This is a genomic window from Bradyrhizobium sp. NBAIM18 (genome assembly GCF_020193825.1).
In the GTDB taxonomy this organism is placed as follows: domain Bacteria; phylum Pseudomonadota; class Alphaproteobacteria; order Rhizobiales; family Xanthobacteraceae; genus Bradyrhizobium; species Bradyrhizobium yuanmingense.
In genome coordinates this window covers 126,527-148,701 of sequence record NZ_JADYVO010000002.1, presented here as the reverse complement: position 1 = coordinate 148,701, position 22,175 = coordinate 126,527, and the positions used below count along the sequence as shown (strand labels likewise).

Below are 22,175 nucleotides of genomic sequence, written 5' to 3'. Positions count from 1 at the left end.
CCCAGGGGCGTCCAGCCCCGCGGCGCCATGAGCGTTCGCTGAGGGGAACGGGCGCAAGTCCATTCCGTTTCCTTCGAGGGGGCTTGTTCGAGGAGAACAACATGAAAGCAATGATCATCGCGCTTTCGGCTGCCGTTGTCATGGCTACCGCCCCAGCCGTATTTGCTCAGGGTGCATCGAGCAAGACGCCGGGTCATGAGATGCAGCAAATGGGTTCCCAGAAGGGCGAACCGGGCGCTTCCAGCTACGCTCCGGGACACAAGAAGAAGCAGCAGGCGAAGTCCTCGAAGAGAACCAGCCCCGGCGCGTCGAGCTACGCTCCAGGAAGAACTACAGGGCAAACCACAGGTCAAACCACAGGCGTGGGCACCGGGTCGACCACCGGCACGAAGTCAGGGTACTGAACTCCAGGCGGTCCTCAGGCGCGTAGGGTGAGTTAGCTCCGCGACGGCGCAAAGCGCAGGTCGGGTAGCGCCACCCACCTCTTTGATCTCGGCGGCGGAGAGGTGGTGGGTTACGCCGGCGGACCGCGCTTCGCGCAACCGCCAGCTACCCACCCTGCGCCCCGCGGCGCCGCAATGTGCACCCGTCGTCAGTGACGTATCGTGCGGATTTCGAGCGTGGTCTGGGTGAGCCTGGCCACGAACCCCTCAAGATGCATGACCCTTTCTCTGGTCAATTGTTCATGCAGCTCGGTGATCTTCTGGGATTCGGCGACAAACGAGTCGCACGCCTCTTTCGCGTACGCCATCTGAAGCTCAAAGGCCTCAATGGGTGAACGCGCCATCGCGAGCTTTCCCAGGAAGTTCCAGGCTTGCTCAAGCGAGGTCCTGATGTAGCCGCTATAGGCGTCGGCAATCGCCTGCGTGCTGGCCTGGAAGGGTTCGACCGGTGCGACGGGCGGGCTTGCAGCTAGCTCCATCCCGGAAGCCTCGTCCGGCAAGGCCGCAGCCGAAGGTATCTCCGCACTGATGTGCCGGCTCGGCTCTTGCTTGCTCTCGTGCCTGGTCTCCGCCGGGGCATCCGGCACTTGATGCGCTGCACTTGCGCGTTGCTCGCCGGTCTTGGTCCGTTGTCCCGATTTCTTCTTGCCGCCGCGCCGGCCGGATTTTCCCCTTGGCTTGTTGTCCACCGCACTCAACATTGCAAATGGCTCCTGAATATCGATGAAGCCGCGAGCCTCCGTCGCGTTTGCGCTGAAATCGCGATTGTGGGCTGTCGCTTGCGTGGCGGCCATGTGGTGAGATTTTGCCGCTGCCTCGTCGACGCATACGGCAAGAAGTCGCCGATCCAGATAGCTGCGGGGTGGTCGCCTGTCCCGGGTATCGCTGCAGCGCGATGGCATCGGGTGCGGCAACTCGGTTAACACATTGGTCATTTCTTTGCGGGCATTTTCACGACCTCAGTCAGCAAAGAGGCACCATGTCCGATATCACCATTCCCGGCGGCAAGATCCGTTCCTTCGTCGAGCGGATCGAGAACCTCGACAGCGAGATGCAGGAGTTGAGCGAACAGAAGAAGGAAGTCTTCGCGGAAGCCAAGGGCGAGGGTTTTGACGTGAAGATCCTCAAGGAGATCATCAAGCTGCGCAAGGAAGACAAGAACGAGCGCGACGAGCGCGAAAGCCTGCTCGACCTCTACATGCGCGCGATGGAGACGGCTTCGCCGGAGCAGGCGAAAGCGGCGTGATCGATGAGGGAGAGATGGCCGCGATCCCTGGGGATTGCGGCCGTCATGCGGTGGCAACAGCCCCAAGTAAAGCACCGTCATTCCGGGGCGCGCGAAGCGCGAACCCGGAATCCATCGCGCCACTCGTTGTGCCGCCCGATGGATTCCGGGCTCGCGCCCAAGCGGGCGCGCCCCGGAATGACGGTGTCGGCAATCAATAGCGGCCGCCGCTGCCCTTTTGCTGCGTGATCCAGTCCGACAACGATTTCGGTTTCGATTTCACAATCCGGCCCGGTGATGCCTTCGGATTGTCGCGGACACCTTTCGCCGGACGGGTACGCGGCGCTTCGGCCTGCCTGACACCCTTCAGGGCAGCCGCCGATGCCTCAGCGGCTTCCTTCTCGAGGCGCAGCTGTTTCAATCGCGCCATCTTGATGCGTTCTGCCTCGACCTCGGGTCGTTCGGCGAGCTGCGGCTTGTGCTGGGCAAGCTCGGCGGTAGCAAGGACGCCGAGAATGTTCGTCTCGCCGAGCGCCTTGCAGGCCTCTAACCGATGCAGTCCCTCGACCAGAACCAGGCGGTCTCCGTCCAGCCGAACGGAAATGGGGGTCTGCTGTCCGATCTCCATAATACTTTCCGCGATCTCCGCGACGGTCTCGGGCTTGATGGCCTTCTTCTGCTTGGTGGGAACGAAGATTTTTTCGATCGGGAAGCTTTCCGGTTTGGGCATGACTTTACTCCGCTTGTACCGGGCGCGTTGGAACCGATGACGGTGGGCGTGGGAGTTTAGGAGGGAAGGGCTCGATGGCAAAGGCAATTCGTGCATTTAATTAGGGGCGCATGCGAAAGTTAGCCGAAGAGGCCGCTCCGGCGACAGCGAACCAGTTAGTGCACTGTCACTGTAATTGCCAGTTCGCGAAAGGCCATTTCATACGAGCATGCAAAGAACGACAGCGTTTGATCTGTGACCGACGACGGCGGCTCCCGATGCAAGAACCGCTCGAAACTGTTGGTATTTCAATGCTTCCAACATCGTTCAGCAGCTCTAGAAACTCGCGATGCCCTTACTTCTTGGATGCATTCCAAATCTCTTGAGACTTTTCGGTCTCTAGTTTCGACAAAGCGTCGAAGTAGTTCGCGGCGTCGCGAGTGTAGCCGCCCTTCTTCTCGCTATCTGCGGCCTGTTTAAGAAGCTCAGCCTTAAATGCGGCCACCGCCGCAAGTTCTTTATCCGACAACCACCCTCCCTTCTCGGGCATCCATTCGTCGATGACTTCCGCCAAACTCTTGTTCTCCAACCGGTCCATGGCCTTGAAGTCGGCGTTGGTCTTCTTTGACCACGGCGTTATCAAGTTGGAATGAGCCATTGCCGCCTCGTTGGCTTCTTGGCTATTTGTCGCGTGAGCCGCGGCGACGAGCTCCTTGTTTTTGATGGCGGCGATTCCGCGAACGACCCTCGCATAGAGGAAAAAGAAATCTGCTTTAATCATCTTCAGCCAAGGGCGAATGATGGCCGCCCGCTCGTCCGGCGTAACCTTCAGCTAAGCAAGCTGGTCATCGATGTCGTCAAGTACGGCCTGCTTTTCCGCGGCGGCGGGTGTGCCCAAGCGGTTGCCCCATGCGATCGTCAAGTAGCTGGCACGGGCGCTTATCGCTGCGAGCTTTCGCACCCTTCCGATAATTTCTTCGGCTCTATCCAACGTCTCACGAAGCTCGACTTGAACCTCCCAGACTTTGAACGTTTTTATCTGCGACCAGAATAGGAAGATCCCGCACACCACAAAAGCCGTTCCCAAACCAGCCGCGGACTTCATGTTGCCTGACCAAGCTTGGAACGCTGCCAGCAGGAGACAGCCGACTCCCCCTAGAAAGGCAACGAAGACATAAATTTCTCTGAGCTTTTCCATGTTATCTGCCGCCACTGGAAGCCTCATAACAAGAAGCCGGGACACAATCCCGGCAAACCCTAAGTAGGAGTCTTGACGCTCATAAGCCAAATTTGAAGTTGCTTACGCCTCAATCAACAATTCGGTGGCGCTTCAGTGGGAAATGTATCAAAGGGCGGCCTTTCGGCCGCCCTTCTGGTTGTCCAGGACGAGCCCGGGTATGGATTGCTGCTCTCTAGCTACTTACGAGCACCCCGTCGTGCTGCCGCACGTGTCGCACTTCATACACGTCCCATTCCGCACCAGCGTGAAGTTGCCGCACTCGCTGCACATCTCGCCCTCGTAGCCCTTGGCTTTCGCCTCGGCACGGCGCTCGGCCTTGGTCGGAGCCGCGGTCGCGGCGGTGCCGGCCTTGCTCCATTGCAGCTGCTCGAGCTTCTCCGTCGGCGACAGATCGTGCTGAGCTTCCTGCTTCAGGGCGACGGCGCCTTCGATGGCGTCGCCGACCCGCGCGCTGGTGCCATGGGCGGCCAGCGCCGTGACCCGGCTGCCGCCGGAGGGCGCGCTGTCGTTGCCTTGGCTGACCGCGGCCGAGCCGCCGCGCATCACGACGAGGTTGTCCGTGCGCGACCGGGTGAGGCCGCGCGAGACCAGCTTGGTCGCGTGGTGGCCGCCGTCCTCGTCCGGCTCCTTGCCTTCCTCGACGCCCTTGCCGAGCGCGTCAAAGCCCGTCTCGTTGGGATCGACGTGGGCGAGGTCGAAGCGGCTGAGATAGCTCACCGCGAGCTCGCGGAAGACGTAGTCGAGGATCGAGGTCGCGTACTTGATGCTGTCGTTGCCCTGCACGGGACCCGCCGGCTCGAAGCGGGTGAAGGTGAAGGCGTCGACATATTCGTCGAGCGGCACGCCGTATTGCAGGCCGAGCGACACCGCGATGGCGAAGTTGTTGATGAAGGAGCGCAGCGCCGCGCCTTCCTTGTGCATGTCGATGAAGATCTCACCGAGACGGCCGTCATCGTATTCGCCGGTACGGAGATAGACTTTATGTCCGCCGACGACCGCCTTCTGGGTATAGCCCTTGCGGCGATCCGGCATCTTCTCGCGCTCGCGCATCACGACGATGCGCTCGACCAGCTTCTCGACGACCTTCTCGGCCACATGCGTGGCGCGCGCCGCCATGGGTTTTTCGTGCAGCAGCTCGACCGCATCGTCCTCGTCCTCATCGTCGCTGATGAGCTGCGAGTTGAGCGGCTGGCTGAGCTTGGAGCCGTCGCGATAGAGCGCGTTGGCCTTCAATGCGAGCTTCCACGACAGCATGTAGGCGGACTTGCAGTCCTCCACCGTGGCGTCGTTCGGCATGTTGATGGTCTTGGAGATCGCACCCGAGATGAAGGGCTGCGCCGCCGCCATCATGCGGATGTGGCTCTCGACCGACAAATAGCGCTTGCCGATCTTGCCGCAGGGGTTGGCGCAGTCGAACACCGGATAGTGCTCAGGCCTAAGGTGCGGGGCACCTTCCACCGTCATCGCGCCGCAGATGTGGACGTTGGCGGCCTCGATCTCGCGCTTGGTGAAGCCGACGGCCTGGAGCAGGTCGAAGCCGGGGGCTGCGATCGCCTCGGCGCCGATGCCGAGCTGGTCGCGGATGAAGTCTTCGCCAAAGGTCCACTTGTTGAAGGCGAACTTGATGTCGAACGCGGTCGGCAGGGCCTTCTCGACCTTGGCGATGGCCTCATCGGTAAAGCCCTTGGCCTTCAGCGTGGTGACGTTGATGCCGGGGGCGTTCGCCAGCGAGCCGTGGCCGACGGCGTAGGCCTCGATCTCCGCGATCTCGCTCTCGCGATAGCCGAGCGCGCGCAGCGCGGCCGGCACGGCGCGGTTGATGATCTTGAAGTAGCCGCCGCCGGCGAGCTTCTTGAACTTAACGAGGGCGAAGTCCGGCTCGATGCCGGTGGTGTCGCAATCCATGACCAGGCCGATCGTGCCGGTCGGCGCGATGACAGTGGTCTGGGCATTGCGATAGCCGTGCTTCTCGCCAAGCTCGAGCGCTGCATCCCAGGCTGCCTGGGCATGGCTGACGAGGTCTGCTTGCGGGCAGGAGACGAGGTCGAGCGGCACCGGGTTGACGCTGAGCGCTTCATAGCCGTTGGACTGGCCATGCGCGGCGCGGCGGTGGTTGCGGATCACGCGCAGCATGTGCGCGGCGTTTTTCTTGTAGCCAGGGAAGGTGCCCAGTTCAGCAGCGATCTCGGCCGAGGTCTTGTAGGTGATGCCGGTCATCACGGCGGTCAGCGCGCCGCAGAGCGCGCGGCCTTCCTTGGAGTCGTAGGGCAGGCCCATGGTCATCAGGAGGCCGCCGATATTGGCATAGCCGAGGCCGAGCGTGCGGAACTCATAGGAGAGCTCGGCGATCGCCTTCGACGGGAACTGCGCCATCATGACGGAGATTTCCAGCACGATGGTCCAGAGCCGGCAGAGGTGCTCATAGCCCTCGACGTCGAAGCGCTTGGTGTCGGTGTTGTAGAACGTCAGCAGGTTCGCCGAGGCGAGATTGCACGCCGTGTCGTCCAGGAACATGTATTCCGAGCACGGATTGGACGCGCGGATATCGCCGGACGCCTTGCAGGTGTGCCAGTCGTTCATCGTGGTGTTGAAGTGCAGGCCCGGATCGGCCGAGGCCCAGGCGGCGTAGCCGATCTTCTCCCAGAGATCGCGCGCCTTCAGCGTCTTCGTCACCTTCTTCGAGGTGCGGGCGTTCAGATTCCAGTCGCCGTCGGTCTCGACCGCGCGCAGGAAGTCGTCCTTCAGCGAGACCGAGTTGTTGGAGTTCTGCCCCGAAACGGTGAGATAGGCTTCGCTATCCCAGTCGGTGTCGTAGGTGTCGAACTGGATGTCCTTGTAGCCCTGTTTGGCGAACTGGATGACGCGCTTGATGTAATTGTCGGGCACGAGGCTGCGGCGCGCGAGCTTGATCTCGCGGCGGAGGGCAGGGTTCTTCTCGGGGTCGAAGCAATCGTCGCCCGAGCCTTCGCAGTTCACGCAGGCCTTCAGCACGGCCTTCAAGTGCTTCTGGTTGATCTTGGAGCCCGTGACAAGGGCGGCGACCTTCTGCTCCTCCTTCACCTTCCAGTCGATATAGGTCTCGATGTCGGGGTGATCGACATCGACGACGACCATCTTGGCGGCGCGGCGCGTGGTGCCGCCCGACTTGATCGCGCCGGCAGCGCGGTCGCCGATCTTGAGGAAGCTCATCAGGCCCGAGGAGCGGCCTCCGCCGGAGAGCTTTTCGCCCTCGCCGCGCAGGCGCGAGAAGTTGGAGCCGGTGCCGGAGCCGTACTTGAACAGGCGGGCTTCGCGGACCCAGAGGTCCATGATGCCGCCCTCGTTGACGAGGTCGTCGCCGACGCCCTGGATGAAGCAGGCATGCGGCTGCGGATGCTCGTAGGCCGACTTGGACTTGGTCAATTTGCCGGTGAAGGGGTCGACGTAATAATGGCCCTGGCCGGGGCCGTCGATGCCGTAGGCCCAGTGCAGGCCGGTGTTGAACCATTGCGGCGAGTTCGGCGCGACCATCTGCATGGCGAGCATGTAGCGGAGCTCGTCATAGAAGGCCTGCGCGTCCTCGTCGGTGGAGAAATACTTGCCCTTCCAGCCCCAATAGGTCCAGCAGCCGGCGAGGCGGTCGAACACCTGCTTTGCGCTGAGCTCGCTGACATAGCGCTCCTTCTCGGGGAGAGCGGCGAGGGCCTCGGTGTCGGGCACGGAGCGCCACAGGAAGGAGGGGACGGATTCCTCCTCTATCCTCTTCAGGCGCGCGGCAACGCCGGCTTTGCGGAAATATTTCTGGGCCAGCACGTCGGAGGCGACCTGCGACCACTCGGTCGGCACCTCGACATTGTCGAGCTTGAACACGACCGAGCCGTCGGGATTGCGAATCTCCGACGTGGTCAGGCGGAAATCGATTCCCGCATAAGGTGACTGTCCCGCAGTGGTGTGGCGCCGCTCAATCCGCATGGTCTTGCCCCGTCCTTTTCTTTGACCGGTCCCGCCCCTCGTTGTGGGCGTGCCGGGTCGTCATTTCATTTCGCGGACGCCTTCGGCCGTTCGGCCTTGGGGCACCGCAGTTCAGCCGGTGGATCCGGCCCTGTTTTTCCCGGCGCGACCTCGATGCGTCGCATCGATCGTCCCGCCGGCATGTCCACACCCATCCGCCCCCAAGGGGATGTGCGCGACATGCGTTCAACGCCCCACAACGTCACTTCGTCATCGATGCCATCCGAGCCTGTTGCCGGCCCGTTCTGGCGCCCCGAAGAGCCTGCATTCCGAGGGCAGACAAGCCCTCATCCGCAGCCTTTGGCCGGCTGGCGGAGCTGAAATTTGCGAGACCCTTTGGGGGAGTGCCGGCGGGACGCAAACTCACTCGCGCCGAACGGACCGAAAGCTAGGACTCTCCGTTGCGCCCGTCAAGAACTAGTGCGAGTTCCTGAATCAAATACTAAATATGGTGGATTGCGGGGGATAACAGGGGTCTTCGCCGCGCCTGTCGTGGACCCAAGTATCAGTGAGTCCTCAGGGATTCCCAACTGAAAAAATTTGCATGCCGTGATGACGCGGGGCCTTCATCCCGCTGTTCACAGGGCAGGTATATTTTTGAGCAATGGGATTGCGTCAGCAGGACTCACGTAGCCCTACGGTGGGTGAGGGCAGGCATGCCCGCCAAAGCGGTGGTGGGACCCGCGAATCCGGGCCAAGCTGACCGCCAGATTTGCCGGGACTAGCCGAAATGCTTGATTCGACGACGCCGGGCGTGCGGCCGCGCATCGCCCCGGCCGGCCTGATGTTCCTTGCGATCACCTCGATCGGCTGGGGCTTCAACTGGCCGGTGACGAAATTCCTACTTGCCGAGCTTCCGCCTCTGACGCTGCGCGGGGTCACCGGCGTGCTCGGCGCGCTGCTGCTGGCGCTGCTTGCGGTGATCCGGCGGCAAAGCCTGTACGTGGAGGGCGCGATCTGGCCGCGCCTGCTCACCGCGGCCGCGCTCAACGTCACCTGCTGGATGGTGCTGATGGGCCTGGCACTGCTCTGGCTGCCGGCGAGCGAGGCGGCGCTGATCGCCTATACGATGCCGGTCTGGGCCTCGATCCTCGCCTGGCCGGTCCTGGGCGAGCGGCCCACGGTCCTGCGCACGCTCGCCCTGGTGCTGGCGTTCGCGGGGCTCGCGTCGATCATGGGCGGCAACGGAATCGCCGCCAGCGCTTCGAAGCTGCCGGGCATCATCATGGTGCTGGTCGGCGCGTTCGGCTTTGCCCTCGGCACAGTGCTCTCGAAGAAGTACCCGATTCACCTGCCGCCGATCACGGCGGCAGCCTGGCAGATCGGGATCGGCTGCCTGCCGATCTCGATCGTCGGCCTCCTGATCGAGACCACGCATTTGTCGCATGTGACGCCGCTCGGCTGGTGGCTGCTGGTCTATTCGGTGGTCGGGCAGTTCTGCATCGCCTATGTCAGCTGGTTCGCAGCACTGGCGCGCCTGCCGGCCTCGGTCGCCGCGATCGGCACCATGGCGGTGCCGGTCATCGGCGTCGTGACGTCCGCGGTGGCGCTGGGTGAGCCGCTCGGGCCGGGGCAGATCGCGGCGCTGCTGCTCACGCTGGCCGCCGTGGTGCTGGCGACGCGTTAGCCGTCCGGAGGCCGGGTTATCAGTGGTCCTGAGCCTCTTTCTCTCGCCTCCGTTGTGCCGGGCCCGGCAGTTTCGACGGAAGGTCAGCAGGTGCGACGGCAAAGACCTCGAGAGCCTGGTCGTAGCCTTTGATGATCCGTTGTCCGAGCGATGCCAACGGAACGCTATCCCTTACCCTCCCAGCGATCGTGGGATCAGCCAGGATCTGCGCATCCTTCGCGAGATCGCAGAGTCGCGACGCCAAATTCACCACGGCTCCCATCGCCGTGTAGTTCAGCCGACCGTTGTAACCAACCGTTCCTACCGTTGCCGGTCCCATGGCAACGCCCACGCCAAAGCCGATCGCGTGGCCGGCGTCACACCATTTGCCGGCAATGGACTGCACCGTCATTTGCAGGTCGATCGCGAGCCGAACCGCCTGAGTTGCCGGCTGTTCGCATGCGACCGGGGCGTTGACCAGGAGCATGACTCCGTCGCCATTAAAGCCGATGAGCGTTGCCTCGTGACGAGTTGTCACGGCGCCCACGGCCGCGTAGTACTCTTGCATGACGGCCATGATGACATCGGGTTCATTGCGCGTGGAGAACGCCGTGAAGCCGCGCAAGTCGCCAAAAATGACAGCCACTTCACGTCGCTGTCCTTCGAGCAGCTCATGAGAATGCTCGACCAATTCGGCGACCTGTGACGGCAGGAACTGCTTCAGCCGTTCGATCCGCGCAGATTTCTGCTGCGAACCCGCCAGTTCAGAAGCCATTTCATTGAAGCGCAACGCCAGTTGCTGCAACTCGTCGCCGCTGAAGATTTTGATGCGATGCTCGAATTGTCCGGTTCTGATCCGCTCCACGCCCTCTTCCAGTTGCTTGATCGGTCCGGACATTCTGTGCGCGCGCCAATAGGCGAGCGCCAGCGCGACAAGAACACCGAAGGCAATGAGAATCGAAGATCGCCACAACGCCGCGCGAATCGATGCAAAGGCTTCCGAAGTCGGCAGCATCGCGATCACCGTCCATCCCACATCGGCGGCCTGAACGGATAGCGCCACCACCTGGTTGCCTTGGTCCCCGGTTATCACCGCCGCTCCGCTCGCCGCGCCGACGAGATGCTTGATCCGGCCGAAACTGCCCGAGCTGGCGCGACCGCGCAGAACCAGACTGATATCGGGATGTGCGATCAGATGACCGGAGTTGTCGACGACAATGGCGTACCCGGTCTCGCCAATTCTGATGGCTGCGATGACGTCCCAGATCAGCTTCAGATTGACCTCGGCGATCGCAACCCCCGCGGCCGGCAGGCTCCCGGCAACCGCGATCCTCATGTAGGGCTCTGAATCTCGCTGGTACTGAACCGGTCCGTACCAGACTTTGTTGGCGCGAGCGCCCAGAACGGCGGGATCTTCAGACATATCAATGCCGCGTCCGGTCCTGTTCAGATGCAGCCTGGAGACAAAGACCCGTTCGGTGCCGGTCTCATCCAGAAGCGAAACTGAAACGATAGCAGGCACCTGCTGGAGGAGACGCAAGGCATCGATCTTATGTTGCGCATCGCCTCCGGCAGCCCAGGGAAGCTGCACCATCCAACCCAGCTGATCTCGGATGCCTTCGCTGAACGCCTCGATCCTGTCGGACGCCGCGCGAGCATCGGCCTGCAGCACCGCGCTGATCTGGCGGCGCTGGTCTCGGTAGCCAAAGGAAGCCTCGACGGCCGCGCCGAGTATCAGAGGCACGACCGCAGCGACAAACAACGTCGCGAAGTACTTGCAGAACAGCGAGCGACGCTGAGGCATCTTGCAAGAAGAGGACTGCGCAGCACCGTCCGTCATTGATAACTCTCAGGAGATCACCTTGCTGGCGCGAAACAGGATCGACGACACATCAAGGTCGATGCCCAGAAGCCTGGCTGTCTTCAGATTGACTGCCAGTTCAAACTTGTCGGGACGCATCACCGGAAGATCTGACGGATCTTCACCGCGCAAGATGCGATCGGCATAAGTGGCAAGCCGAAAATAGGTCGTGCGCTGGTTTGCGCCGTAGCTCAACAGACCTCCAGCGTCACAATATTCAGACCAGCCAAACATCGAGGGCAGCCGGCGCGCGATTGCAAGCTCCGCAATCTTCGCACGATGCACCAGCGTCACAGCATCGGGAAAGACGAGGAGAGCTTCTGCGTCCACCTTGCCGGCAGCCATGAACCCATTCTCGATTTCGCGAGCGCCAGAGAACGGAACGTAGGTTGCCTCAATGCCGAGATTTCGGCACGACTCCAAGGTCGCGCGCCATTCCAGTGGCTCTCCCGGATGATCCGTGTTCGAGAAGACCGCCAGCTTTCGCAGCTTTGGATAGATGTCCTTGAGCAGCTCAACGCGCTTTCCTGCCAGCTCGAGCGACAGAAATGTGCTGCCGGTGAAATTGGTGCCGGGGTGAGAAAGGCTCTTCACCACACCCAAAGCGACGGGGTCACCGCTCAGTGCAAACAGCACGGGGACGTCGGTGACCGCAGTCATGGCGCGTGTCGCCGGACCGCTCGAGACCACAAGGTCGATGTTCCCTCGCTGCAACTCGGAGACGATCTTGCGCAGTGCCTGCGGATTTCCAGGAGCATAATGCGTCTCAAAGGATACGTTCCTGCCCTCGACGTATCCCAGCGCGCGCATTCCCTCGTGAAAGCCGTCCAGGAAGGGATCCGGTTCGGACTCAGTCGAGACCCAGAAGATGCGATGCAGGTTGGTTCCACCCTGCGCCCGTGCGATCGCAGGCCAGGCCAGTCCTCCACCGATCAACAAGATGAACTCTCGTCTTTTCATGCGAGCACCTGTCGAAACTGGGCCGGCAGTTCCGGCCGCAGACCAAGATCCTAGCTGTGCATCTGGTGACTGCGCTCGGTATCGCGCTCCGCAAGCGGACTCTCGCGACACCGACTCCAACGTTTGTCGCCGAGGGCATGCTCAGAGACTGGGTTGGTGAGACGCTTTGTCCTTGAGATGCGCTTGATTTTTGCTTGAGACTGACCCGATCGAAATCAAAACGGCCCTACGTGTTGCGTAAGGCGGTGTTCCAACGCCTCCGGCGCGGATCCGGGCCAGCTAGGGCGTCTCAAGAGGACAATTGGAACTCACGTCCTCAGCAGTGCCCTCGACCTCTTTGACTGCAGCGCGCCCTCGGCAGTTCACGCGCTAACTCGGCGCCATCCCGCCGCCGCCCAGCGCCTTGCGGATCATCTCCGCGAGCTGGTTTCTCCGATAGGGCTTGGTCAGCAGCAGCAGGCCGTCGTCCAGCTTGCCGTGATGGACGATCGCGTTGTCGGTGTAGCCGGAGGTGTAGAGCACCTTCACGCCCGGCCGGCGCCTCGCCACCTCTTCGGCGAGCTCGCGGCCGCTCATGCCGCCGGGGATGACGACGTCGGTGAACAGCAGGTCGAAGCTCTGGCCGGCCTCGATCAGGTCCAGCGCCGCCTTGCCGTCGGACGCGGCGACCGTCTTGTAGCCGAGGCTCTGCAGCTGCGCGGTGACGAAGTTGCGGACCAGCGGATCGTCCTCGACCACGAAAATGGTCTCGGCGCCGCCTTCGGCCGTCGGCGTGACGCCGGTTGCGATGTCCGCGGCGCCTTCGCCCGGCGGCAGATAGAGCTTGATCGTGGTGCCGTGGCCTTCCTCGCTGTAGATCTTGATGTGGCCGCCGGATTGCTTGACGAAGCCGTAGACCATGGAGAGGCCAAGGCCGGATCCCTTGCCGACCTCCTTGGTGGTGAAGAAGGGCTCGAACGCCTTCTGCTGCACGTCAGGGGGCATGCCGGTGCCGGTGTCGCTGACCGCGAGCATGATGTAGGGGCCCGCTGCCACGTCGGCATTGGCCTGCGCATAGGCCTCGTCGAGCACGACGCGGTGGGTCTCCAGCAGCAGCTTGCCGCCGCCCGGCATGGCGTCGCGGGCGTTGATCGCCATGTTGAGCACGGCGTTGGTGAGCCTGGACGGATCGATATGCGTCGTCATCGGCCCCTGTTCCAGCACGGTCTCGATCTGGATCTGCTCGCCGAGGGTGGGGCGCAGAAGCTTTGCGATGTCCGAGATCGCGGCGTTGATGTCGACATTGCGCGGCTCGAGCGGCTGCCGGCGCGCGAATGCCAAGAGGTGCTGGATCAGCTCGGCGCAGCGCTCGGCGGCATCGTCGATCAGCCGGGCGGTGCGCTGCAGCTCGGGCTGGTCCTTCAGGCTCTCCACCAGCGTCTCGGTGTTGCCGGAGATGACCGTGAGCATGTTGTTGAAGTCGTGCGCGACGCCGCCGGTCAGCTTGCCGATCGCATCGAGCTTCTGCGACTGGTGCAACTGCCGCTCGGTCTCGCGCGAGGTCGTGGCGTCGTGATAGACCAGCACCGCGCCGGAGATGTTGCCTTGCCCGTCCCGCATCGGCCGGCCGCTGACCATGAGATGGCGCGGCGGGTTGCCGCTGTGCGGGCGGACGATCATCTCCAGCTCTTCGAACTGCTCGCCGCGCAGCACGCGCGTCGATGGCAGCTCGTCGGCCGGAAGCGGCGTGACGCCGTCGCCGTGAAACACGTCGGACAGCGCGCGCAGATTGCCGACGTTCATGCCGGTGCGATGCACCAGCATGCGCTCGGCGGCCGGATTGGACAGCAGCACGGTGCCCTCGGCGTCGATGACCAGCACCGCCTCCGCCATGCTGCGAAACGTGCTCTGGAGCACGTTGACCGACAGGCGCAATTCGTCATGCGCGGCGACGAGGTGCTCGGTGCGTTCGGCCACCGCCGCCTCGAGCGCCGCCTTGGCGGCTTGGGTCTGCTCGAGCGAGCTCTGGAGCTCACCGGTAGTGCGGCGGCTTTCGCGCATCACCAATGCGACCAGGAGCAGGATCAGCACGGCGCCGGCGACGTCGATGCCGAGCAGCACGACGCCGGTGCGGCGCGAATCCCGGGAGCGGGCGGCGAGCAGGCGTTCTTCCTCCGCGCTCAGGCGGTCGAGATTGCGCATCACCGTGTCCATGAGGCCGCGGCCCTCGGCCTTGCTGTTGAGCGCGGCAATGCCGTCCTGGTCGTTGGCGGCCCGCAGGCGCATCGCGGTGGCGGCGATCTCGATCCGGCGCAGCGCCAGCGGCTCGGTGCCCTCAAGCAGGGCGACCTGATCGGGGGTGTCGCGCACGTCGCGCTTGAGCTCGGCGAGGGCCGGCGCGATCTTGGCGTGCACCGCCTGGAACTCGTCGCTGAAGCCCTGGCTGCGATAGAGCTCGTAGCCGCGCGCGGCGCTCTCGGCCCGGCGCAGCAGCACGCGCAGATCGGAGATCTTCTTTTGCACCTGGACGGTGTGGTTCACCGACGCCGCGTCGGACCGCGACTTGACGTCGAGGGCGATCGAGGCCGCGGTGATGATCAGGAGGATGGCAAGTCCAACACCGAGAATGACGCGCTGCGTTGGAATCAAGGGGCTTCTTTCTGGTCCTTCGGCGGCGCGCTCGCGCCCGCGCCGGCAAGGCATTCCCGGATCGTGGTCAGCAGCGCTTCCGGCGTGAACGGCTTGCGCAGGCAGCGCGTTGCGCCGAGTTCCAGCGCCATGCGGAGAAAATCGGGAGAGGGCGAGGCGGACGAGGCGAAGGCATAGCCTGACATCGCGATCAGCGGCGTGGCAGGGGCGCGCTCGTGAAAGATACGGATGGATTCGAAGCCGCGCATATGCGGCATGAAGATGTCGACCAGCATGACGTCGAAGGCTTGCGATTCCAGCGCAGCCAGTCCTGTTTCGCCGCCGTCGGTCAGCGTGACGTCGAAGCCCTGACGTTGGAGGAGGACCTCGATGGTCGCGCCGACCATCGGATCGTCATCAACCACGAGAATACGCGGCATGACACTTCCCAGAAGATCGAAGTCCCCACTGTGGTTTGTGATATCCGCGAATCGTGGGTCCGGTCAATTTGCGATTGGATCGCGCAGGGTATGCACGGTTTGGTGCATAAAGGTCCATTTGCATCGATTTGTATTTATCTGCGAGGGTGATGGAGCCGAAACGAGCGAGCAAGGCCCGATTGCAAAAAAAGGCGCCGCATCGCTGCGGCGCCTTTCGCCTCTAGTCTTCGCGATCTGCTTACGGGCAAGGATGCCGCCGGCCGTCGTAGCCGAGATAGGTGCCCGAGGCCGGGTCGTAAGATTTGAAGCGCCGCGCGCAATAAGCGGCGTCGCCGCCGCCATCCTGCACTACGGCAACCGACGGCTCGTCATAGTAGCCGTAGTAGTAGGGATCATCGTAATAGCCGTAGCCGCTGCCGTAATAGGCGTAGGAGCCGAGGCCGCCGATCGCGGCGCCAGCCGCAAAGCCCGGCCAGAAGCCGCCGTGGCGATGATGATGGTGGTGGCGACCGTGCCAGTGACGACCGCTCCAGTTGCCGCTGCCGCCCTGCCAATTGCCGCTGCCGCCCTGCCAGTTGCCCGCGACTGCAGCGCTACGGGTCCCACTGAAGCTCGGCGAGATAGCGGCACGGTCTGCCGCGCCCCCGACGAAACTGCCACCGCCCGGACGGACCGCGCCACCGGCTGCGAAATTGCCACCGCCCGGGCGCATCGCGGCTCCGCCCCCGAAACCGCCGCCACCGCCCTGGAACGCGGCGCCGCCGCCGCCCATGCGGGCGCCGCCACCGAAGCCGCCGCCTCCGCCACCGACCGCGGCACCTCCGCCACCGATCGCCGCACCACCGCCCGCTCCGACCGCGGCGGCACGACTCTGCTGCGCGAAGCTCGGGCTCGCCAAGGGAAGAACCAACGCCACCGTCGCAGCGGCACTCAACAATTTCAGACTGTTCATGGTAAACTCCTTTCCCGGAAAGCAACCCTGCGAAAGCGCTGGGGTTCCTGGGATCACGCCGGTTTGCGCGCATGGAGCCTCAGGTCCCGCCGCTGTACCGGGCATGAATGAATCGCGTCCGCTTTGCGGCAGGGGCGTGCGCGGCAGGCGGATTTGCGGGGGGCGCCGACGCGCCTGCCGAACTGGACATTTCGCCCCCCTGATGGCATCAGGACCCCACGAAGCAGGGCCCTTGCCGCATGAAACAATTCTTCCTCAAGTTCTTCACCTGGTGGAATGGCCAGACCTTTGGCACCCAGCTCTGGACCAAGCGGTATGGCGAGCTGGTCGGCGAGGACGAGCAGGGCAACCGTTACTACCGCACGCGGGGCGGGGCGATCGATCCGACGCTCGGCTTCGAGCGGCGCTGGGTGATCTATAACGGCTACGCGGAAGCGAGCCGGATTCCGCCGTCCTGGCATGGCTGGATCCACCACGTCGTCGACAAGCCGCCGACCGAGATCAATTATCAGCCGCGCGAGTGGGAGAAGCCGCACCAGCCGAATCTCACCGGCACGGCGAAGGCCTATCGGCCCTCCGGCTCGACGCTCGCCAGCGGCAGGCGTCCCAAGGCGACCGGCGACTATCAGCCCTGGACGCCCGGCTAAGCCCCTTTCCGCCGACTCGCGAACACCACCGTCCAAAGCGGATGCACATGCATCCGCGCCGCGCTGCTGTGGACAACGGGAACAGCGGGGATGCCGCCTGCGCAGGTGTTGCCGCGAGGCGGGCGATGCGGCTCAATGATCCCATCTTACGGAGATGGGAGACCATCGCGTTCGGTTCGGGCAACAGTTCGCGACTGTCCCGAGATGCAGCGGCCGCCGAGGAAGGACTCGATCGGGAGATAGGCCCCCGGTCTGGAAGCTCCGACATCGCCCGATGTGAATGTGCAGCCACCGTGAGACAGGAAAGGCCGCTTGGGAAACCGAGCGGCCTTTTTCTGTTGTTGTTCGCCTCGCGTGTCCCGGACGCGCTGCAGCGTGAAACGCTGCGCTGCGTCCGGGGTACAAGAGCAAGCCCGATCCTTTACGCCACCCGCTCGGCCGCGCGCTGCACCGCATCGAGCCGGCGCGCGTGGTTCTGCGCGCCGCGCTCCCTCAGCAGCGCCAGCACTTCGGCTGGCGCGGTGTCGGGCGATCCGGCATTGAACGGCGGGGCTGGATTATATTCCATCTGGAGCTGGATCGCTTCGGCGGTGGTGCGATTGACCATAATCGAGACCAGCGTTAGCGCGAAATCGATGCCGGCGGTGACGCCGCCGCCGGTGATGCGGTTGCGATCGACGCAGACGCGGGTCTTCGTCGGTGTCGCGCCGAACTGCGCGAGCATCTCCATTGCGCTCCAATGGGTGGCGGCGCGGTAGCCCTTCAGAAGTCCGGCGGCGCCGAGGGCCAGCGATCCCGTGCACACCGAGGTGACGTACTTGGCGCCTGCCGCCTGCCTGCGCAGGAATTCGAGCACGTCCTCGTCGTTGAGAAGGTCGTTGGTGCCCTGGCCGCCCGGCACGCAGATGACATCGAGCTGGGGGCAATCCGCAAAGGTCGTAGTGGGCGTCAGCGTCAGCACGGAATCGCTCGGCACCGGCTCGATCCGCTTCCAGATCAGGTGCAGCTTTGCGTCCGGGACCATGGCGAACACCTGCAAGGGGCCGGTGAAGTCGAGCTGGGTGACGCGCGGAAATACCAGGATTCCGATCTGGAGCGGTGACGACATGGGAGCCTCCGATAATGCGCTTGACGCCGGCAGAATGGCATGGTGCCCTTCTGTCCGAAATGGCATAATTCCCTCGGTTTCGGACATACGTTACGGCTTGGCTCATGATCGGCATCCTGATCTTCCCGGACTTCCAGCTGCTCGATGCGGCGGGGCCGATCTCGGCGTTCGAGATCGCAGCACGCTGCCTCGACAAGGTGCCAGCCATCCGCGTGCTGGCCGCCAAGCCGGGGCTGGTGCGCAGCTCGTCGGGTGTCGAGATGATGGCGCGTGACTTCAAGACGGCGAACGCAATCACGACGCTGGCCGTGGCCGGCGGCAGCGGCGTTGCGGAGGCCGCGCGCTGCGAGATCACGCGGGCCTTCGTGCAGCGGCTGGCAAGACGCGGCGTGCGGGTCGCGAGCGTCTGCTCGGGCGCCTTTGTGCTGGCCGAAGCGGGGCTTCTCGACGGCCGCCGCGCCACCACGCATTGGGGGCGGACGCGCGAGTTCGTCGCGCGCTTTCCCAAGGTGAAGTTCGAGCCGGACCAGATTTTTACCCGCGACGGTAATGTTTGGACATCCGCAGGTATCACCGCGGGGATCGACCTCGCGCTAGCGATGATCACGGAGGACCACGGCGAGGAGATCGCGCAGGCAACTGCGCGGCAGCTCGTGCTGTACCATCGCCGCAGCGGCGGGCAGTCGCAATTCTCGTCGCTACTGGAGCTGAAGACGCCGAACGGACGCTTCGGTACGCTATTGTCCTGGGCGCGCGAAAATCTCGACGCGCCACTGACCGTGGAGGATCTCGCCGACCGCGCCGGCATGAGCGCACGGCATTTTGCCCGCGCCTTCGCCGCCGAGACCGGCACGACGCCGTCCAAGGCGATCGAGCGGCTCAGGCTCGAAGTCGCGCGCGAGCGCGTGCAGTCCTCACGCGAGGCGATCGAGCACGTGGCGGAGGTGACCGGCTTCCGCGACCCCGAGCGCATGCGGCGTGCCTTCATCCGCGCCTATGGCCAGCCGCCGCAGGCGCTGCGGCGCGCGGCGCGGGCGGGGTAGGACGTTTCTCTTGACCTTGGCGAGCCCTGCGGAACGGCGAAGTCGGGCGTTGCTCAGAAGCGGACTTCGGCGATGCTCACTTGTCCGGCTTCTCGCTCACGATGGCGCCGGTTTTGGGATCGGCACGGAATTCCATCTTCTGGCCGTTCTTGATGCCTTCGCCCTCCCACCGGCCATCGTCGGCTTCAAGCTTGGTGACCTCGGAATAGCCCGCCTCCAGGATCTTGGCTATCACTTGTTGCATCGGCATCCAGTCGGGGCCGGGTCGATCGGCTCTCGCGGCCGAGCCCAGCGCGAGCGAGCCGAGAACCAAAATCACGGCAAACCTCATCGCGACCTCCTTTGGGTAACAGACCTTGAACGGCCACCTTAGATTGTTGTTCCTTCACGGCGCTCCTGTGACACAAACGAGTGAACTTCGGCCTTTTTTGCCTCGCTGGACCCATTCGTGCGTGCCGTCAGGCGCCTTGCGATCGGCATCAGCATGTACGGCGCAAAGTGAATCGGAAACTGCGTCAGCGCGAAATAGAGCCAGGTCGTCGCCGGCAGCGCGCCGGCGGTGGCCGCCAGCATCAGGCCCAGATTGCGCTGTGACACCATCAGGCCGAGCGCGAACGCGCGCTCGGTGCCGGCACGTCGGAAGATCAGCGTGGTTGCGGCGAGGAGGGTGAAGTAGACCGCAAAAGCGAGCAGCGCGACGGCGATCGTGAACAGCGGATCGGCGAGAAACTCGGTTGCGACGTCGCCCATCACTGCGGAGGCGAACACCAAGAGTATGATGATGTTGAGGCCGTCGATCGGCCGCTTGTGGCGCTGGATTGCATCACTGCCCACCAGACGGCGGATGATCGTGGCGGTCACCAGTGATGCGGCGAGGATGCCGAGCAGCTTCAAGCCGAGCGTCGTCGGAGAGATGCTGAGCATGCCGCCGAGAAACAGGCTCGCGTACAGCGAGGCGGTGAATGGCACGAGCGCGGTCGAGGTCACCAGCGTGACCAGCACCAGCGCGGCATCGAGGCCCATCAGCGCGGCAAGCGCTGGCGCCGCCATCATCGGCGAGGCCATGCCCTGGAGCATCAGCGCGAGAGCAAGGCCTGGAGAGCTCGTGGAGAGCCCCGTCGCGTGGGCAGCGAGGGCGAAGATTAGCGGCACGCCGATCGTGGTCCAGGCGGTGGCGGCCGCGACCAGCGCCGGCCGGCGCAGATGTCCGTACAGCGCGCCGAGATCGACGCGCATGAAGGAGATGCAGAGCAGAAGGAAGATCGCCTCGGTGACGTAGGGGCGCAGCAGCGCGCCGAGCGGCGGCACCGCGACCGCGATGAAGGCAATCGCCGCCACCGCGCGCGTGCCCTGGCCACCAAGCCAGCCGAGGGCACGCAGGGGGAGGGCGAGGGCGGCTTCGAGGAGGGAGGGCATTTCTGTGGTATATCGGCTGCGTAGCGCTTTGGAGGGCATGCCCGCCTTCGGCCATGGGGGTGCCCCGGCGAGGGGCTCAGGACTATCTCATCCGGGAGCCGGCCTGGCCAGACCGGGCCGGGAAGGGTAGGGATGCCGCCCTTCCCCCGCCGTATTCGGCGTGTTAACCGGAAGGCCTGCGAGCGGCGGTATCCCCTGTAGAATGTCCAACGAGCCCGATTCGCTGTTGAAGCCGCGCGAAATGTTCAAAACCTTTTCCCTGACCGGTCTTGCGGCGCTTTTGGCCGCCACCGCACTGACGGCTGCGACGCCGGCAAGTGCGCAGATCGGCACGATCTTCTCCGATCCGCCGCCGCTGCGGCCGCCCGGCAGCATTCCGCGCGGCCAGCCCCAGCCGCAGCAGATGCCCGAGGACGACGAAGAGGTGCCGGAGCTGCCGCCGCAGGGCCGAGTGCTGCCGTCGCGCCCGATGCCGCCGCCTCCGGGCCGGCAGGGCAACGTGATGCCCGGGCCGGTCGAGACCCAGCCCCTAGCACCGCCGCCGGGCTCGACGCTCGCGCCGCCGAACCAGCCGCCCTCGGCCGCGATCACTCCGCCGGGTCCGCAAGGCGCTCCCGGAGCGCCCGGTCAGCGGCAGCCCCAGCAGAAGGGCGGCGTGCCGCAGACGCCGGCCAGCCTCCAGCCGGGCGACGAGGTCGTGACGGAGCCGCCGGCCCAGAAGATCGTGAACAAGAAGGCGACCTTCTCCGGCCTCGACAAGATCACCGGGCGCATCATCAATTTCGACGAGGAGATCGGCGAGACCGTCCAGTTCGGTGCGCTCCGCGTCAAGACCAACGCCTGCTACACGCGTCCGGCGACTGAAGCGGCCAACACCGACGCCTTCGTCGAGGTCGACGAGATCACCTTGCAGGGCGAGGTGAAGCGGATCTTCTCGGGCTGGATGTACGCGGCGAGCCCCGGCCTGCACGGCGTCGAGCATCCGATCTACGACATCTGGCTGACCGACTGCAAAGAGCCGCAGCAGACCGTGGCGACGGCGGCACCGGATCCGGCCGCGGCCAAGCCGCCGCCACCGCCGCCCGCGCAGAAGAAGGCCGCGCCCAAGCAGGTGCAGCAGCGCCCGCCGCAGCCGCTGCCGCCGATCCAGCAGCAGCAACCGGCGCCGCCACCGCCGCCACCACCGGAGCAGCGCCCAGGCCTGTTCGGCATTCCCGGATTTGGCCGCTAACCGAGCTGTTCGTTATTGCCGCGCAGCGATGATCTCGAGGGCTCGTGCGCCCGGGATCGCTTCGCCGGCGGAGAGCTTCAGGAAATCGCCGGGCTCGCCCGCCAGCGCCTTGTCGAGCAGCGCGGTATAGCGTCGCCGCGAGATCTCGACGGCGCCGAAGCTCTTCAGGTGCTCGGTGACATATTGGGTGTCGAGCAGCTCGAAGCCGCCGTGAATGAGCCGCGCGACCAGATGCACCAGCGCGACCTTCGAGGCATCGCGCACATTGTGGAACATGCTCTCGCCGAAGAAGGCCCGCCCCAGGCTGACGCCGTAGAGACCGCCGACCAGCTCGTCGCCCTGCCAGGCTTCGACGCTGTGGCAATGGCCGAGCTCGAACAGCCCGCCATAGAGGTCGCGGATGCGCTTGTTGATCCAGGTGTCCTCGCGACCCACTTGCGGCGCCGCGCAGCCGGCGATGGTCGCCTTGAACGCGGTGTTGACGGTGACGCGAAACTGATCCGAGCGCACGGTGCGCGCGAGGCGCGAGGCGACGCGGAAGCCGTCGAGCGGGATGACGCCGCGCAGCTCCGGCTCGACCCAGAACAGGGTCGGATCGTCGGCGCTTTCCGCCATCGGAAAGATGCCGCAGGCATAAGCGCGCAGCAGCACGGCCGGCGTGATTTCAGACGGGGCGGAGTCGCGCGAAGTCATGGCT

At 64.4% G+C, this 22,175-nt stretch carries 20 protein-coding genes; 6 read left to right on the top strand and 14 right to left on the bottom strand.

Annotation, left to right across the window (positions count from 1 at the left end; genetic code table 11):
- The first annotated feature begins 101 nt into the window (after nt 1-101).
- Entirely contained in the window at nt 102-404 is a 303-nt protein-coding gene (locus I6F17_RS04630; RefSeq protein ID WP_225131945.1) for a hypothetical protein, read from the top strand.
- A gap of 188 nt (nt 405-592) precedes the next feature.
- On the opposite strand, the gene I6F17_RS04625 is transcribed toward I6F17_RS04630, so the two are convergent.
- Complete coding sequence (locus tag I6F17_RS04625) at nt 593-1,237, bottom strand: phasin family protein (RefSeq protein WP_225131946.1); 645 nt, start codon at nt 1,235-1,237, stop codon at nt 593-595.
- A gap of 185 nt (nt 1,238-1,422) precedes the next feature.
- Here I6F17_RS04625 and I6F17_RS04620 point away from each other — a divergent pair, with 185 nt between their 5' ends.
- Nucleotides 1,423-1,689, top strand: a complete 267-nt coding sequence (locus I6F17_RS04620) for a DUF2312 domain-containing protein (RefSeq protein WP_025575662.1) — start codon at nt 1,423-1,425, stop codon at nt 1,687-1,689.
- Nucleotides 1,690-1,882: 193 nt separating this feature from the next.
- Here the strand turns inward: I6F17_RS04620 and I6F17_RS04615 are convergent, their stop codons facing one another.
- The 4 genes from I6F17_RS04615 to I6F17_RS04600 all read right to left on the bottom strand — a co-directional run bounded on the left by I6F17_RS04615 (nt 1,883) and on the right by I6F17_RS04600 (nt 7,568).
- Nucleotides 1,883-2,398: a ParB N-terminal domain-containing protein gene (locus I6F17_RS04615; RefSeq protein ID WP_225131955.1), complete on the bottom strand. Its 516-nt coding sequence runs from the start codon at nt 2,396-2,398 to the stop codon at nt 1,883-1,885.
- A 334-nt stretch (nt 2,399-2,732) separates the two neighbouring features.
- Complete coding sequence (locus tag I6F17_RS04610) at nt 2,733-3,158, bottom strand: hypothetical protein (protein ID WP_225131947.1); 426 nt, start codon at nt 3,156-3,158, stop codon at nt 2,733-2,735.
- 51 nt (nt 3,159-3,209) lie between these two features.
- On the bottom strand, nt 3,210-3,575 hold the full coding sequence (locus I6F17_RS04605) for a hypothetical protein (protein WP_225131948.1): 366 nt from the start codon (nt 3,573-3,575) through the stop codon (nt 3,210-3,212).
- A 222-nt stretch (nt 3,576-3,797) separates the two neighbouring features.
- Nucleotides 3,798-7,568, bottom strand: coding sequence for a vitamin B12-dependent ribonucleotide reductase (locus I6F17_RS04600; protein ID WP_225131949.1), 3,771 nt, complete (start codon nt 7,566-7,568; stop codon nt 3,798-3,800).
- 769 nt (nt 7,569-8,337) lie between these two features.
- On the opposite strand from I6F17_RS04600, the gene I6F17_RS04595 reads away from it, so the two are divergent.
- A complete protein-coding gene (locus I6F17_RS04595) occupies nt 8,338-9,234 on the top strand; it encodes a DMT family transporter (RefSeq protein ID WP_225131950.1) in 897 nt (298 codons plus the stop codon).
- A 19-nt stretch (nt 9,235-9,253) separates the two neighbouring features.
- On the opposite strand, the gene I6F17_RS04590 is transcribed toward I6F17_RS04595, so the two are convergent.
- The 5 genes from I6F17_RS04590 to I6F17_RS04570 form a co-directional block, all read right to left on the bottom strand.
- Nucleotides 9,254-11,053, bottom strand: a complete 1,800-nt coding sequence (locus I6F17_RS04590) for an adenylate/guanylate cyclase domain-containing protein (protein WP_225131951.1) — start codon at nt 11,051-11,053, stop codon at nt 9,254-9,256.
- Between the two features lie 9 nt (nt 11,054-11,062).
- Complete coding sequence (locus I6F17_RS04585; RefSeq protein ID WP_225131952.1) at nt 11,063-12,034, bottom strand: ABC transporter substrate-binding protein; 972 nt, start codon at nt 12,032-12,034, stop codon at nt 11,063-11,065.
- A gap of 369 nt (nt 12,035-12,403) precedes the next feature.
- Nucleotides 12,404-14,662 (bottom strand): CHASE3 domain-containing protein, encoded by a 2,259-nt coding sequence (locus I6F17_RS04580; RefSeq protein ID WP_225131953.1) that lies wholly within the window; start codon nt 14,660-14,662, stop codon nt 12,404-12,406.
- Complete coding sequence (locus tag I6F17_RS04575; RefSeq protein WP_036033675.1) at nt 14,659-15,081, bottom strand: response regulator; 423 nt, start codon at nt 15,079-15,081, stop codon at nt 14,659-14,661. Before I6F17_RS04575 ends, I6F17_RS04580 begins: the two co-directional genes overlap by 4 nt.
- A gap of 238 nt (nt 15,082-15,319) precedes the next feature.
- Complete coding sequence (locus I6F17_RS04570; RefSeq protein ID WP_225190406.1) at nt 15,320-16,033, bottom strand: BA14K family protein; 714 nt, start codon at nt 16,031-16,033, stop codon at nt 15,320-15,322.
- Between the two features lie 239 nt (nt 16,034-16,272).
- Between I6F17_RS04570 and I6F17_RS04565 the strand changes: the two genes are divergently transcribed.
- Nucleotides 16,273-16,680 (top strand): NADH:ubiquinone oxidoreductase subunit NDUFA12, encoded by a 408-nt coding sequence (locus I6F17_RS04565; protein WP_225132265.1) that lies wholly within the window; start codon nt 16,273-16,275, stop codon nt 16,678-16,680.
- A 421-nt stretch (nt 16,681-17,101) separates the two neighbouring features.
- On the opposite strand, the gene I6F17_RS04560 is transcribed toward I6F17_RS04565, so the two are convergent.
- Nucleotides 17,102-17,788, bottom strand: a complete 687-nt coding sequence (locus I6F17_RS04560) for a DJ-1/PfpI family protein (RefSeq protein WP_225132266.1) — start codon at nt 17,786-17,788, stop codon at nt 17,102-17,104.
- 104 nt (nt 17,789-17,892) lie between these two features.
- On the opposite strand from I6F17_RS04560, the gene I6F17_RS04555 reads away from it, so the two are divergent.
- Nucleotides 17,893-18,831: a GlxA family transcriptional regulator gene (locus I6F17_RS04555; RefSeq protein ID WP_225132267.1), complete on the top strand. Its 939-nt coding sequence runs from the start codon at nt 17,893-17,895 to the stop codon at nt 18,829-18,831.
- 76 nt (nt 18,832-18,907) lie between these two features.
- Here the strand turns inward: I6F17_RS04555 and I6F17_RS04550 are convergent, their stop codons facing one another.
- On the bottom strand, nt 18,908-19,162 hold the full coding sequence (locus I6F17_RS04550; RefSeq protein WP_036000102.1) for a PepSY domain-containing protein: 255 nt from the start codon (nt 19,160-19,162) through the stop codon (nt 18,908-18,910).
- A 38-nt stretch (nt 19,163-19,200) separates the two neighbouring features.
- Entirely contained in the window at nt 19,201-20,247 is a 1,047-nt protein-coding gene (locus tag I6F17_RS04545) for a Na+-dependent transporter (protein WP_225190405.1), read from the bottom strand.
- A gap of 202 nt (nt 20,248-20,449) precedes the next feature.
- Here I6F17_RS04545 and I6F17_RS04540 point away from each other — a divergent pair, with 202 nt between their 5' ends.
- Nucleotides 20,450-21,478 carry a DUF2155 domain-containing protein gene (locus tag I6F17_RS04540; protein ID WP_192893224.1) on the top strand — a complete coding sequence of 343 codons (1,029 nt, stop codon included), beginning with the start codon at nt 20,450-20,452 and terminating at the stop codon, nt 21,476-21,478.
- Nucleotides 21,479-21,490: 12 nt separating this feature from the next.
- Here the strand turns inward: I6F17_RS04540 and aat are convergent, their stop codons facing one another.
- The gene (aat, locus tag I6F17_RS04535; RefSeq protein ID WP_225125575.1) at nt 21,491-22,171 is read right to left on the bottom strand and encodes a leucyl/phenylalanyl-tRNA--protein transferase; all 681 of its coding nucleotides are present in this window, start codon (nt 22,169-22,171) and stop codon (nt 21,491-21,493) included.
- Between the last annotated feature and the right edge of the window lie 4 nt (nt 22,172-22,175).